The organism is Acidovorax sp. (assembly GCF_046341535.1).
GTDB lineage: Bacteria > Pseudomonadota > Gammaproteobacteria > Burkholderiales > Burkholderiaceae_C > Acidovorax.
Map to the genome: position 1 here is coordinate 1 of NZ_JBKDRI010000072.1, position 14,132 is coordinate 14,132.

The window sequence follows — 14,132 nt, forward strand, 5'->3', positions numbered from 1 at the left end:
GGCCGGTGTGCCTGGTTACCACGCCATAGCCTTTTGCAGCACATCAAAGCCCTGGCCAGAGCACTTGGCAGCCCAAAATCAACAGAAAAACTCGCTTCGCTCCGCCTTCGACCAATTGCCGTGAAATATTCGGGCTAGCCCCACGCCGAGGCGCCGAACCAGTGGCGCAAATGCCCGCTCCAGAAAATCAAACGGCGGTGCCATCGGGTTGTGTGTGCCGCCCAGCAACTCCACCTTGCTGGGGGCATCGGCCAGCATCAGCGCGGGTAGCACCGTTTGCAGCACCAGCAGGCAACTGCCTGCGGTTGCGATCTGAAACCGGTAGTCGCCCGCGCGCACCGCACCGGGCGTGAACTGCAGCGTTTGCGAGTTCAGCTCCGCCCCTTCGACGTGCCCGCCGCACACGGCCACGGCCGCCTGCACGCACGCCAGATGCTGGCGCATCAGCCCCGGCTTTGGCCGCCCGGCGCGGATGCGGGTGATGTGCAGCGGGCGCCCGGTCACCATGGACAGGGCCAGGCCGGTGCGCAGGATCTGCCCGCCGCCTTCGCCGGTAGAGCCATCAAGGATGAGTGGCTCCTGGTGGAGGAAGGGTGATTGAGTCAGTTCCATCAGTTCATCGTAAAAACATCTCCCCGGGGCGTGAACGGCAAACGGCGTCCCGGAGCCAAAAGGTAAGCATGCGGGCGGCGCACATCCAGGTGGTCGCAGTCCGCGTCGGTAATGATGAGCAGCGGGCCTTCCTTGGGAAAGTCCGCGCTGTTCTCCAGCAGGGTGATGGCGGGTTGCAGCACGGTGCCGCCGCGCCCCTGGATCTTTACCCGGTGCGCAATGTCTTGCGCGGGCAGATAACCCAGATCGTAAGGAGCGGCATCGCAGCACACCACCCGCACGGCAGGCACCTCCTTGGCCTCGGCATAGCCGGCAATACTGCCCAGAGCCTTGGACAGGGTGTGCTTGTCCATCGAGCCCGAGGTGTCGAGCACCACACCAAACGTGCGGCCGTCGCGCCAGCGGCTATCGGGGCCCACATGGGGGCGCGGAATATCCGGCGTGGCCGATTGGCGGCGGCTCAGGCGTGCATAGGTGCGCCGGCTTTCGATGGGTGGAAAGTGGTGGTCGAACCACCGGGCCAGCTCTACTTCCCACGGTATGGGTGGCTGCAGCAGCGCGCGGATTTCCTCCAGCAATCCCGCAGGCAGCAAGCCCCGGCCTTGGGACTCGTGCAGCATCAGGCCCTTGCCCAGCTGCTCTTTATAGAAGGCATCTAGATCGGTAAACGGCACACGATCGGTGCGCAGGCGGCGCTGCAGCATGTCGCCCTGTTGGCCCGCCAGAGTTTGCAGTTTGCGCATGCGCCGCAGGTCCACCACGATGCGGTCGTACACCTCCTCGGCTGAAAGGCCGCGCAGCTCCAGGTCGTGCAGCAGGCCCAGCGCCGGGGCGCTGCCCACCTGCATCTGGATCAGCCAGTCGTTGATGACGTAGTCGCACGCCACGTTCCACAGGTAGTGATCTCGCCCCCGCTGCCGGGCCATGTGGCGCAGGGCCACATGCAGAATTTCGTGGGCCAACACAAAGCGGGTTTCCTGCTCGCTCAGGCCCGCTGCGGGGTTGAGGTAGATGGTGCGTAGGGTCTCATCCACGGCGGCCACCATCACCTCCTCGCGGCGGCACAGCTCAGCATCTTCCAGAATATCGAACGCTGCCACCATGGACCCCAGCAGCGGAAAGCTGCTGATGAACCAGCTGCGCGCGCGCTCGGTCACGCTGCGCGGTGCGCTGCGGGTGTGGGTGCCCAGCGCGGTGCGGGTGCCTGCGGCAATTTCCACCGCCTGCGTCACCGAGTTGGCGATGCCTGCGGCAAAGACTTCACTCCAAGTTTTTTGCGTGCTGGCAAAACCATAGCGCCTTTGCGCAGGCTGTGCCTGTGACCAGTCTTCGGGCGCTTGCAAGCTCGTCGCGCGGGCACCGGCCAACCCCAGCCCGGCGACCCACTTGGGTACACCGCTGTCGCCAAACTGGCGGTACCAGCGGTCCTCGTCCCATGCGGGTGCATCCACCGGCATCTGCATGTCGTGCGGGCAAGTGCCGAATTTGACAGTGGCCAAGAAGCGGGTGCTTGCCACATCGCAGGCCGCGCTCCATGCCGCCCAGTCGCCCCGGTCGCGCTGGAAGAAATCCATGGCGTAGCTCAGCACACCCCGCGCCAGCACAAAAGCCCACTCGGCCGCTTCTGCATGGCGTTTGGGGTGGACTTGAATCGCATCGTGCCGTAGCACCACCAGCCAGCCATCGGCGGGGCACAGCGATGCCGCAGTGCGCACCCAGGATACGCGGTGCGCCAGCGGTCCGAAGATGGGGTGTGCCTTCACCATCGCCATGCCCGCATCAAAGGCCTGCGTGGCGGGGTTCGGCTTGTGGGTGGTTTTGGCCATGGGGGTTCAGGCCGTTTTGGCCTGGCGTTCTACCAGGCGGGGCAGGTCGCGCACCACTTCGATCATGTACCAGGCAGGCAGCGTCTGCCCGGCCTCTTCGGCCACGGCAATCTGTGCCATCTCCAGGCTGATTTGGGCTAGGTCTTTGAGCATCGCCTTGGATCTGTGCACCACGGCTTGCAATTCACCCGTATTCGCGTTCTTGTCTTGCGGCAGGGCCTTGATGAGCCGGGCGCGGAATGCCTGGGCCAGAAAGTACAGCACGTCACGGTCTTCAGGGGCGTGCGGCCAGCGCGCTTCACCTTTGAAAATGGCTTCCAGCCGATGCCGGTCGGCCGCCAGCTTGCCAAACGCCTTGAACTGCGCGGCATGCTGGGGTGTGAGGCAGCCATAAGCCAGCGCCTCCACCATCGAGGCCGAGGGCGCATCGCCAAACGCGTGCAGTGCATCGCTGAGCATGTGCCACGAACGCGGGGTAGAGAACGGTTCTTCGTGCTTGGGCGGGGAACTCCACAGGTGGTCGGGGCGCTGCTGCAGGTATTCCAGCACCAGGGGGTGAATCGCGTTGGCCGTGGCCCAGGTCAGCCATTCAGAGGCCGACACCTTCATGTGCACATGCACCATGCGGTTCATCAGAGCCGATGACATGGGCTTGACGATGGCAGAGTCCTGCGCGCGGTTGCCCGCGCCAATCACGATAGAGCCCTCGGGCAGGGTGTACTCCCCCACGCGCCGGTCGTGGATCAGGCTGTAGAAGGCCTTTTGCACATCCTGCGAGCAGGCATTGAGCTCATCGAGAAAAATGCAGTAGGGCTCCTTGCGCGCAATCATGGCGGGGGGGCAAAAGCGGCTCACCCCATCCACAATCTGGGGCACACCCATCAAGTCCTCCGGCGCGAGCTGGCTGCCCAGCAGCGACACGCAATCCAGCCCCACGCTGCGGGCAAATTGCTCTACCAGCGCAGACTTGCCCACCCCCGGCGGGCCCCAGATAAAGACTGGGCGGGTGATGGCGACGTTCAGCAAAAACTCGGTGAGTTGCGACGGGGACAGGGCGTGTACGGTTTGCATGGTGTTGTTCTTGTTGTGATGGGGGCATGTCAGCGCTGGTAGCGCAGCACCGTGTCGTGCAGCAAAGCATCTAGCGCGGCGTTCCCGGGCACGGGCAGCGGCTGAACCGGCTCTGCCGCATTGCGCGCCAGCTCGGCCTCGATGAACGCATGGATGCCGGGCCAGCGCGGGCTGGTGGCTGCTTCGCCCGCGCGCATCTTCACGTCCAACAGGGCGTTGATTTGATCGACCAGCGCGGCATCGTGTACGGGGTGCAGTGTGTGCTGGGCCAACTCGGCAAAGCGCATGGGTGGCACGCCGGGTTGGGTGCGTATCCAGCGCGCGGCGAGCAGTGGGCGCAGCACGTACAGGTACTTCTTGTAGCGCACCGTGTCGGCCTGCAGATGCTCGCTAAAGTTCTTCTTCGCCATCGACGCGTAGTGGTGCCAGCCCTTGGCGTTGTAGAACACCTGCTCCGCCAGCGCGCGGAACTGCGCCATGGTGTCCGCCTCTTCGCGGTAGACGATGGGCGAGCCCAGCCATTCGAGCAGCGTGGGGTTCGATTCGCGCATCAAGCCCAGGGCCTTGCGCAGGTCCCAGCCGTTGATGTCGAGGTCACCGCTGATGGGCACTTCGATCACGTCGCGCCCGGGCGTGACAGTGAGGTACCAGGGAAGGCGGTTGACGTAGATAAAGCGCACGTCGTAGTCGCTGTCAGGCGAGGCAAAGCCCCAGCCCCGGCTGCCGGATTCGCAGGCAAAGAGCACCGTCACATCGTCCCGGGCCTCGATGTCGCGCAGGGCCTCCAGCACCTGCGCGCGCATGTGGGGCTCCACCGGGTGGGCGGAGCGCAGCATTTCTGATGGTTGTTCTTGTTTATACATAAAAATCGGCTCCAGCGCTTGATGGATAAGCGCTAGTAGCTATCAAAATTGGTGAGCTGTCCGTCAAAGCCGGGCTACACCCAGCCTTTCTGTCTGGCCCGTTCCGTTTCTTGGATCTTGCGAAGGCGGGCCACTCGTTGTTGCTTGGCCCGTTCTGTCAGCGATGCATAGTCAGGGTGCTTCGCAAAGTAAGGGCCCAGCCACCCATCTTCATGGGTAAACGCCATGGTCCATGCGAGATCGGGCGGAAATACGCAATAGTCCGCCATGCTGCAATGGGTGGGCAAAGCATCAGTCAGCACAGCCGTCCGCCGGTGGTTGGCCAGCACCACAATCTCGGAGCCATCCTGTTCCGCATAACACCGGTCGGCATCGCTGCCGCACACGCTGGGGTAAGCCTCATAGCTGAACGTGTGCCACAGGTACTGATTCAAACCTGGAGCACGTTCCCCAGCCGCATAGACAGCCAGCCAGCGTTGAGCCCATTGCTGTGCTTCATCTGCCTTGTACTCCCGGATGATCGCTCCTGGTCCTACCGAAAGGGCTCGATCGGGCTGGTGGTTCTTGTGCGTCATAAAGCGTTACCCCTTCACACACACAACCTGCTTGAGCGTGTACACCACCTCCACCAGGTCCTGCTGCGCCGCCATTACCGCGTCGATGTCCTTGTAGGCCATCGGAATCTCGTCGATCACGTCCGCATCCTTTCGGCATTCCACGCCTTCGGTCGCCTTGATCTGGTCCGCCACGGTGAACAGCTTCTTGGCCTTGGTGCGGCTCATGGTGCGGCCTGCGCCGTGGCTGCAGCTGTTGAAGCTCTCGGGGTTGCCTTTTCCGCGCACGATGAAGCTCTTGGCCCCCATACTCCCCGGGATGATCCCCAGCTTGCCTTGCTCGGCACTCACCGCGCCCTTGCGGGTCACGAACACGTCTTGCCCGAAGTGCGTTTCGCGCTGCACGTAGTTGTGGTGGCAGTTCACGGCTTCCACGTGGGTCTCGAATGGCTTGGTGATGACTTTTCGCAGCGCGGCAATCACGCGGCTCATCATCACCTCGCGGTTGGCGGCTGCAAACTTTTGCGCCCACCCCACGGCCTTCACATATTCACCGAAGTACTGTGCGCCTTCTTCAAAGTACGCCAGGTCCTTGTCCGGCAGGTTGCGCTGGTTCATCTCGGCGTCCTTCTTGGCCAGCTCGATGAAGTGGGTGCCGATGGCGTTCCCCACTCCGCGCGAACCCGAGTGCAGCATCACCCACACGGACTGGTGTTCGTCCAGGCAGATCTCGATGAAGTGGTTCCCCGTACCTAGTGTTCCCAGGTGCTTGTAGTTGTTCGTGTTCTTGATGCGCGGGTGCGCTTCGCAAATCTCGTCGAACTCATCCACTAGCCCCGCCCAGGCGCGGTCGGTCTCAGCGGGCGGCGCATCCCAGCTTCCCTTATCACGACCAAAGCGCTTGGGCGTCATCCCCACCGGCACCGCGCGCTCGATGGCGGCGCGCACGCCAGAGAGGTTGTCGGGCAGGTCGCTGGCGGTCAGCGTGGTCTTGCACGCCATCATTCCGCACCCCAGGTCCACCCCCACCGCAGCGGGGATGATGGCCTTGAGGGTAGGCACCACCGAGCCGATGGTCGCGCCGATTCCCAGGTGCACATCGGGCATCACTGCCACGTGCTTGAACACGATGGGCAGGCGCGCGATGTTGCGCAGCTGGTTTCGGGCTTCTTCTTCCACGGGTACGCCGTTGGTCCACATCTTCACGGGGACGCCATTGGGGACTTCGTATTGTTCGTAGTTGTTGTTCATATTGTTCTTTCGTCTTTGTGTTCATTGAACCATTCCACGCGCTGCGGCTTGGGCATAGTTTTTCAGTTCGTCGTCGTTCTTCACCTGGCGGATGAAAGCATCCATGTGTGCCTGCAATTCCTGGTGCCGGTTCAGGCGGTTGCCCTCATGGCCGATCCCGTGCAACGCCGATATCTGCGCTTCACGCCAGGGCATAGCCAGCATCTCGCAAAACACCTGCCACATCGCGTCGCACCATTCGGGAACGTGCTTGGCGTTCCAGAACGTGGGCCATACGTCAAACCACATGTAGCTCACGAAGTAGAGCCGGTCGCCCCTGTTTCCGATCGCGCTCGGCTCGGCAGCGCTCAGGCGCGGGCCAAGGCAATCGCGCCACAGAGTGGGTAAGGCCCGCACCATGCGCATGGCATCAGCCAGCGGCACGGACGGGTCATTGACCATGTGCGGGATGTCTCCGGCGTTGTTGCTCATCACATGGTTCAGGCCCATGCCGACCTGATCGTCGCTGTAGGGCGCCAGGTGGGAGCCTGCGTTAGCGAACAACACGGTCTGGATGTGCGTCCATTGCACCGGTGTGGCTTCGAACGCGGGCTCTTCGATGTTCCAGTACCACTCCTGACCGCTTTTGTCAGGCACAGGACGGTCGAACAGGTAGCGCACGGCCGCGCTGTAAACCGCTGGGTCCAGCCCCACGGACTCGCAACTCACGGAAGTGGTTTCCCGGCTCAGGCGTCTTTCGCGCGCAGTCATTTTTTTGCTTTCATCACGATCTTCTCTTTGTCTATGAGTGCTCATCGCATTTTCACCAGGCCATTGAGCACCTGGTCCAGGCCGCCAAACACCGAGATCTTGTCGATGCGCTCGGCCACACGCTCCAGCGTCTCTAGCTCTTTCATGCGCAGGGCGACGGGGTTGTCTTCCATCACCTTGGCGGTGTTGAGCAGGGATCGCGTCGCTGCAGTTTCCTCGCGGCGGCGGATCACGTTGGCCTCGGCCTGCTTCTGGGCCTGCACCACCTGGGTCAGGATGGTTTTCATCTCGCCGGGCAGCACAATGTCCTTCACGCCCACGCTTTCCAGTTGCATGCCATAGGGCTGCAGCTTGGCAGCCATGTGTGCGGTCACTACTTCGTCGATCACCGTCTTGTTCTCCAGCAGCTCGTCGAGCGTGCGGGTGCCCACGGCGGCGCGCAGCGCAAACTGCAGCTCGCGGTACAGGTGGTCGGCAGGCTTTTGCAGCTGTGCAAAGGCTCCCAGCACATCGGTGTAGCGGTAGGTGGCGCACAGGTTCAGGCGCAAGCTCACCTTGTCGCGGGTCATGATGTCTTGGCCCGACACCTCTACGGCTTGCAGGCGCAGGTCCACGAGCTCCATGGTCACGGTGCGGCCGTACTTCCAGAAGGCGTAGGTGCCCGCCGTCAGCAGGCGCTCCACCTTGCCGTCTACCGTCAGCAGAGCGCACTGGCCCTCGGGCACCTGCACCTGCAGCACGCCGGTCAATCCGGTCACGCTGCGCTGGCGCAGTTGGGTGTGCGTGAGGCGCGCCACCAGGGCGGCGGGCAGCTCGGGGCCGGCTTCGAGGTTGATCACCTGCACGGTCACCTCCACCAGGCCTTTCCAATAAAGGCGGCGGGTTCCAGGGGGCAGCACCTCGACCAGCACGCCGTTTTCGCTGCGCAGGCCCACTTCGGTTTCCGACAGGTTCACCTGCACGAATTCGGCCGCTACCACGGCAGGCTCCTGCGCCATCAGGTATTCGGCCAGGCCGTGGGTGAAGGCAGGTTGTTCGAGGGCGAAGGTCTCCACGCGCAATTGGTCCATGCCGGCAAACAGCCAGTAGGTGCCGCTTTGGAGCACGCGGTCGAAGCTGCCGTTGCGCAGCAGCAGGGCGCGTTCGTTCTTTTTCACAGTGGCACGTTGAAACAACTTCCGCATTTTGTTTTCCTCTTTCTTCTTCGTTGTCGTATCGGGTTGCCGTTACAGCGATGGCGAGGTGCCAGGGAGCGCAGCCAGGGCCGTGCAGTGCGCCTGGTTGCTGCCCCGGCTCCCAAGCTGGGGGGGCAGCAGCGCGGCTGGCTGCGGGCGCCGGTTGTGCCGGGGGCTGGCACAAACCGCCACCGTCTGACGGGGTGGGACCCTGTCGGTTGCGGCGCAACCTCGGAGCCTCTCCCCGCGTTCGGCGGGTGGTCTTTCGACCGGTACAGAGTTACAGCCTTGCGGCTGCAGTAATGGGCAGGAATCGAACCTGCGACAACCGCCTTTCGGCGGGGCTCTACCAGACTGAGCTACCAGTGGAGGCACGCCTGGAGTTGCACCAGGCAGTCCTTTCGAATGGTGACTACCACCGTGCCATTACCCAGCGTTTGCGATGTGCGGCATGCAGAACATCGACAGAACCCTAAGGCCCCGGACGTCCGGCACCGGTGGGGCGAACTGCCGTCCTAACCCCTGCCTGTGAGCGGTCACCGTTTGCGCTGGATGTGTCTTGTATTGCCAGATGTGTGCCAGCGTGCGATGGATGGCGATCGATGCTCACAAGTTGTTGATTTGTATGTAAATAATGTCTTTTTGATGAGAGCGGACTGGCATGCGAGTTTCAAGATAACTAGAATACAAGCTAGTTAAATAGAAAAATAAAATGATGAAAAACAGGGTCATCATCGGATTTCTGGGCACCCAGCTCGACTCTGGCAAGGGATCCGGGCGGTGGGAAAAATGGCGCCCCTCCGTATCGCTGGTACAGCATGAGGATGTGGTGATCGAGCGGTTGGAGCTGCTCTACACCCCACCGCACCGCGAGTTGGCCCTCCTGGTGCGCGCGGACATGGTCACCGCCTCGCCCGAGACGACCGTCAACCTGGTGCCACTACCAATCTCCGACCCGTGGGACTTTGGCGAGGTCTATGCCCAGTTGTACGACTGGACGCAGGCCTACCGTTTTGACACCGAGCGCGATGAGTACTGGACGCACATCACCACCGGCACGCATGTCGCGCAGATCTGCCTGTTCCTGCTGGTGGAGTCGCGCCGCATTCCCGGTGTGCTGGTGCAAACATCACCGCCCAAACGTCAGCAAGCGGGCAACCCCGGCAGCTACACGCTGATCGACCTGGACCTCTCGCGCTACGACGTGATCGCCCAGCGCTTCGGCGCAGAGCAGCGCGACGCCGTGCAGTTCCTCAAAAGCGGTATCGCTACGCGCAACGCCCGTTTCAACGCACTGATCGACGAGGTGGAGCGCGTGGCGGTGCGCTCGCCCGCCCCCATCTTGTTTACAGGCCCCACGGGTGCAGGCAAGTCGCACTTGGCCCGACGCATGTACGAGCTGAAGAAATCGCGCCACCAGGTGGAGGGCGAGTTTGTCGAGGTAAATTGCGCCACACTGCACGGCGACGGCGCGGCGTCCACCCTGTTCGGCCACAAGCGGGGCGCGTTCACAGGCGCTGCGGCCGACCGTGCAGGCCTGCTGCGCACGGCGCACAAGGGTGTGCTTTTCCTCGACGAGATCGGCGAGCTGGGTCTGGATGAGCAGGCCATGCTGCTCAAGGCCGTGGAAGAAAAGCGCTTCTACCCCCTGGGCAGCGACCGAGAGGTGGAAAGCGACTTCCAACTGGTGGCGGGCACTAACCGCGACCTGCGCACCGAGGTGGCTGCCGGGCGTTTTCGGGAAGATCTGTTCGCGCGCATTAACCTTTGGAGCTACGTGTTGCCCGGCTTGGCGCAGCGACCCGAAGACATCGCGCCGAACGTGGACCATCTGCTGCAGCGGGCGGCCGAGGAACTGGGTCGGATCGTGCGCTTTTCCAACGAGGCGCGCTCAGCCTACCTGCGCTACGCCCAGTCCCCCGAAGCTCTGTGGACGGGGAACTTCCGCGACCTGTCGGCCAGCGTGACGCGCCTGGCGACCTTGGCTGACGGCGGTCGCGTCGGGCTGCCACTCGTCGAGGCCGAGATCGCCCGTCTGCGGTGGTTGTGGCAGCCTGCCAGCGATGCGCGCCATGGTCTGGCATCCGCTGCGGGTACACCAGGTCGGAGCGATCTGGTGGACTTGCTGGGAGAAAGCGCCGTGGCGTCCATGGATATGTTCGATCAGTTGCAACTGGCAGCAGTGCTACAGGTGTGCCGCCAGGCGCGTACCCTGTCGGATGCGGGGCGCCTGCTGTTTCAGGCATCGCGCACGCAGCGCACGGTGGTCAACGACGCAGACCGGCTGCGTAAATACCTGGCTCGGTTTGGCCTGGATTGGGAGCGGCTCAGCAGCAGCGGTTGAACCTATTTTCCTCAGTTACCCCTATATAGGCCGCCGCAAACGTAGACTCCATGCGGGTTAGCGAACGATTTGAGGAGCCACCAAATGAGTGAATCGCCATTGACACAGAACCAGAGCACTCAGGCCTGTCAGGAGGCCATCGAACAAATCAAGCAAGAGCTGGATCAAGCCACCCGCGTGCAGACCCCCGGTGGCGTGTTTGAAGTTCAGTGGAGCAACGAGGGCAAGGCCACAGCGATAGGCCAGCTGGCATTCTTTGCCGAATTTTTGCAAGCCAGTGGCTTGTTTGAGAACTGGCGCAGCAGCTGCCCGCTGCGCACAGCAGCCCCAACGCCCCCGCGGTGGTTGATGTGCTGGGCACCTGGATGCTGGGCATCCTCAATGGACAAGATCGCTACGCCCACATAGGCGCATTGCGCGGTGACGGTGTCGCCAAAGAAGTGCTGGGCATGAACAAAATCATCGGCGACGACAGCCTGCGCCGCGCCTTGGCGGCAATAGCCCCCGCGCCCAAGGCCGCGCACAACGAACAAGAGCGCGCAGCCCAACAAGCCCAAGCCCTCAAAGCCGAGCAATGGATGCAAGCCCAATTGCGCCACAGCATCGCCAACGCCACACAGACCGGCTGGATACTGGACTGCGACACCACCGTCAAAGTGCTGTATGGCCACCAAGAAGGTGCCGTGGTGAGCTACAACCCGCAAAAGCCGGGACGACCCAGCCACATCATCCACACCTACTGGATCGGCAACCTGCGCCTGGTACTGGATGCGCAGCTACAAGCGGGCAACCAGCACAGCCCTTCCTACGGGCAGTGCGGGCTCAAAGCATTGCTTGAAAGCCTACCAGCAGACCAACGCCCCAAGCTGGTCAGGGGTCACAGTGCCTATGGCAGCCAGGGCGAGATGCTGCAGCTCGAAGAACTCCAGCAACCCTACCTGTTCAAGCTACGCCAAACCGCGGGCGTCAAACAACTCATCAAACGCCAGTGGAGACCGCAAAACTGGAGCGAGATGGGCCAGGGCTGGACGGGCTGTGAAGATCAGTTGCGTCTGTCGGGCTGGAGCACCAAGCGGCGCGTGGTCGTCATGCGTCGCCAGCGCAAGACAGACCTGGTGCTGGAGCAAAAGAGCAAAACACAAAAGGATCAAATTGATCTGCTCTTCATTGACGAGAACGAGCCCGTCAAGAGCTGGGAGTACGCGGTGCTGGTCAGCAATGCCGACTACGATCTGGTGCAAATTGGGCAACTGTATCGAGACCGAGCCGATTGTGAGAACGGCTTTGACGAGATCAAAAACCAGTGGGGTTGGGGTGGCTACAGCACCCAAGACATTGAGCGTTGCGCGTTGAGCGCGCGGGCGGTGGCGTTGGTCTACAACTGGTGGAGTTGGTACGTGCGCCTGGCCAATCCGAAGTCACGCTTGGAGGCCAAGACCAGTCGCCCCAAGCTGCTGGATGCAGTGGGCAAGCTCACCAGCCACGCCAGGGTGAACAAAATTGTGCTGGTGATGACCCATGAGGCGGGTCATCACATCAAAGCGATGATCGCCAATATTCACGCGGGTGTGGCGCACATTCGAAGCGCTGCGCCGCAGTTGACGGGGCACCAACGTTGGTTTGCGTTGGCACGTTACATCGCAGACAAAATCCTCGCCTTTGTCCCCAACACCAAACTCCCGGAGGCGGTCGCTACCGGGTAACTGAGGAAAATAGGTTGAATCGTTGACGACGTGCGCGAGTCAGGGACAACGCGGGCAGTAGGATAATCGGCACTGTGAAGCACGCCAGACCGCCGCTGGTGCAATCTGGGAAACCAGGCACTGGAGGAACGTCCGGACTGCACAGGACAGCGTAGCAGCTAACGGCTGCCCACCGTGAGGTGAGGATCAGAGCAACAGAGACGAGTCGGAGCAGGCACAAGCCACCGAAGGTGTTCTATCGGTCGTCCGCGCAAGCGGATACGGCTGGCGCAAGCCAGACGGTTTGCGGCGCAAGCCGCAAAGACCATAGCCACCCGAAGCGGGCGGCGTCCGCTTCGGGTGAAACGGGCAATCTCTACGCGCAGCAATACCAAGTAGGCCAGCCACGGGAGCAGGGCGACCTCTCTCGATCTTGTGGATCCGCGAGGAGAGTTGGCGGGTAGGTAGCACCGAGCCGGGTGGGCGACCCCCGGCCCAGAGTAATGGCGGTCACACTGCGGGCCTTCGCGAGAGGGTCGGCAGCGCACAGAATCCGGCTTATCGGCGCGCTTCACACTATGGATTTTTTCGGCGCAGCTCGCGCAGCCACGTTGCTGCGCACCTTCGCGGTGGTCAACAGGTCAGCCTTTGCCGCAGTGCGGCGCGTGGCCTTGTTCCAGCTCGATGGCCCGTTGCACGGTATCGGGGTGGCTGCTCAGCAGGGACCAGACCGGGCTCGGGTCGGGCCGGGGTGTCTGTGCGACCGGGGGCTGCTGGGCTGCACCGGTGTTGGCATCGCGGGGTTTGCCGGACTTGGCAGCCGCTTCTTCTTTGGTGTCCCGCGCCACGGCCAGCAGCAGCTGCGCCATGGGCACGGTGGGCAGCGCGGCCCGGCGCATGGCGGCAATGGCGTAGCAGTCGGCCTCGCGCTCGTGGTTGCGGCTGTAGGCCAGCCCCGTCAGCAGCGATGCGCCGGTGGATACGAGCGACGATACATCCCCCAGCGCCAGGCCCAGGCCCACGTTGAGCACGCCCTGCTCGACCACCATGCGGGTGCCGTGGCGATGCATCACATGGCCGATTTCGTGGGCCAGCACGCCCATCAGGGCTTCGTCGGGCAGGCCCTGGTCGGCGGCTGCCTTGACCATGCCGTCGGTCATCACGATGCGACCACCGGGCAGCGCAAAGGCATTGGCGCCCATGCCGGCGCGAAAGTCCAGCGCCAGCGCGGGGCGGTAGTCCGGATAGCGGTGTGGCGTGGCGGAGGTCTGCTGCACCAGCGCATCGAAGCGGGCCCGCAAGGCCTGTTGCCGATCGGCGGGCAGCTTGCTGGGCTTGAGCATGCCCTCGTCCAGCTGCCGCATCACGTTGTCGGCCATGCTGGTTTCCCAGCCCAGCGGCACATGGCGCGTGATCTGCGTGGCCGCCCACGGCGTGCCGTAGCGGTAAAACAGACCGAGCCCGATGATGGCTGCCAGCGTGACGCCCAGCAGCACGGACCAGCGTGTCTGCATGCGCTGGGCCATGCCGGGGCGTTCGCCGGCTGCGGCCAGCGCGGCGCGCCAGGCGCTCACGGCGTCGATCTCCAGGCTGCCCTGGTGGCGCAGGTCCACCACCACGCGCATCTGGGGACGCTGGTCGCTCCAGGCCTCGGGCCAGCCCACGTCGCCGCAGGCAAAGACGATCGGCGCTGCGCCGGGCGACGACAGGGGGTGCAGCCGCAACGAGGGCCCCTGGGCCGTGGGCTGCAGGCCCACCAGCACCGGCTGCGCCTGGCTGCTGCGTCCGTCAAACCAGCGGCCGGGCAGCAGGTCGCCGGGGGCAGAAGCGGCGACGTTCATGCTTGCTGCCACGCTATGCCTTGCCCCGTTGCCGGGGCTTGCAACCGGCGTACTCGTAGCGCGGGCCGCCGTGCAAGGGCCGCCCCGCCGCACGGGCGGCGTCCGCCTTCCCGGGCGCAGCGCGAGAGAAGGGGCAGGCGGCGAAGCCGCTCAGGGGGATGCA

At 63.4% G+C, this 14,132-nt stretch carries 11 protein-coding genes, 1 tRNA gene, 1 other RNA gene and 1 pseudogene; 4 read left to right on the forward strand and 10 right to left on the reverse strand.

Going from position 1 to position 14,132, the window contains the following annotated elements:
• Positions 1-135 precede the first annotated feature (135 nt).
• The 9 genes and pseudogenes from ACK543_RS04850 to ACK543_RS04890 all read right to left on the reverse strand — a co-directional run.
• Positions 136-612, reverse strand: a pseudogene (locus ACK543_RS04850) (RNA 3'-terminal phosphate cyclase); the annotation flags it as partial.
• The gene (locus ACK543_RS04855; RefSeq protein ID WP_409941721.1) at positions 612-2,438 is read right to left on the reverse strand and encodes a DUF2201 family putative metallopeptidase; all 1,827 of its coding nucleotides are present in this window, start codon (positions 2,436-2,438) and stop codon (positions 612-614) included. The gene ACK543_RS04855 and the pseudogene ACK543_RS04850, both read right to left, overlap by 1 nt.
• 6 nt (positions 2,439-2,444) lie before the next feature.
• Complete coding sequence (locus ACK543_RS04860; RefSeq protein ID WP_409941722.1) at positions 2,445-3,509, reverse strand: AAA family ATPase; 1,065 nt, start codon at positions 3,507-3,509, stop codon at positions 2,445-2,447.
• A 29-nt stretch (positions 3,510-3,538) separates the two neighbouring features.
• Entirely contained in the window at positions 3,539-4,345 is an 807-nt protein-coding gene (locus ACK543_RS04865) for a nucleotidyltransferase domain-containing protein (protein ID WP_409941723.1), read from the reverse strand.
• Between the two features lie 101 nt (positions 4,346-4,446).
• The gene (locus ACK543_RS04870; protein ID WP_409941724.1) at positions 4,447-4,947 is read right to left on the reverse strand and encodes a DUF4275 family protein; all 501 of its coding nucleotides are present in this window, start codon (positions 4,945-4,947) and stop codon (positions 4,447-4,449) included.
• A 6-nt stretch (positions 4,948-4,953) separates the two neighbouring features.
• Positions 4,954-6,177 carry an RtcB family protein gene (locus ACK543_RS04875; protein ID WP_409941725.1) on the reverse strand — a complete coding sequence of 408 codons (1,224 nt, stop codon included), beginning with the start codon at positions 6,175-6,177 and terminating at the stop codon, positions 4,954-4,956.
• Positions 6,178-6,198: 21 nt separating this feature from the next.
• Complete coding sequence (locus tag ACK543_RS04880; protein WP_409941726.1) at positions 6,199-6,885, reverse strand: hypothetical protein; 687 nt, start codon at positions 6,883-6,885, stop codon at positions 6,199-6,201.
• A gap of 83 nt (positions 6,886-6,968) precedes the next feature.
• Positions 6,969-8,111: a slipin family protein gene (locus tag ACK543_RS04885; protein WP_409941727.1), complete on the reverse strand. Its 1,143-nt coding sequence runs from the start codon at positions 8,109-8,111 to the stop codon at positions 6,969-6,971.
• A gap of 289 nt (positions 8,112-8,400) precedes the next feature.
• Positions 8,401-8,466 (reverse strand) — tRNA-OTHER (locus ACK543_RS04890).
• A 348-nt stretch (positions 8,467-8,814) separates the two neighbouring features.
• Here ACK543_RS04890 and rtcR point away from each other — a divergent pair.
• The 4 genes from rtcR to rnpB all read left to right on the forward strand — a co-directional run bounded on the left by rtcR (position 8,815) and on the right by rnpB (position 12,705).
• Entirely contained in the window at positions 8,815-10,446 is a 1,632-nt protein-coding gene (gene rtcR, locus ACK543_RS04895) for an RNA repair transcriptional activator RtcR (protein ID WP_409941728.1), read from the forward strand.
• Between the two features lie 84 nt (positions 10,447-10,530).
• Positions 10,531-10,854, forward strand: a complete 324-nt coding sequence (locus ACK543_RS04900; RefSeq protein WP_409941729.1) for a hypothetical protein — start codon at positions 10,531-10,533, stop codon at positions 10,852-10,854.
• The gene (locus tag ACK543_RS04905; RefSeq protein ID WP_409941742.1) at positions 10,812-12,149 is read left to right on the forward strand and encodes a transposase; all 1,338 of its coding nucleotides are present in this window, start codon (positions 10,812-10,814) and stop codon (positions 12,147-12,149) included. The genes ACK543_RS04900 and ACK543_RS04905 overlap by 43 nt, the downstream gene beginning before the upstream one ends.
• Positions 12,150-12,225: 76 nt before the next feature.
• Positions 12,226-12,705, forward strand: an RNA gene (rnpB, locus tag ACK543_RS04910) — RNase P RNA component class A.
• A gap of 64 nt (positions 12,706-12,769) precedes the next feature.
• Here rnpB and ACK543_RS04915 read toward each other — a convergent pair.
• Positions 12,770-13,969, reverse strand: a complete 1,200-nt coding sequence (locus ACK543_RS04915) for a M48 family metallopeptidase (RefSeq protein WP_409941730.1) — start codon at positions 13,967-13,969, stop codon at positions 12,770-12,772.
• Between the last annotated feature and the right edge of the window lie 163 nt (positions 13,970-14,132).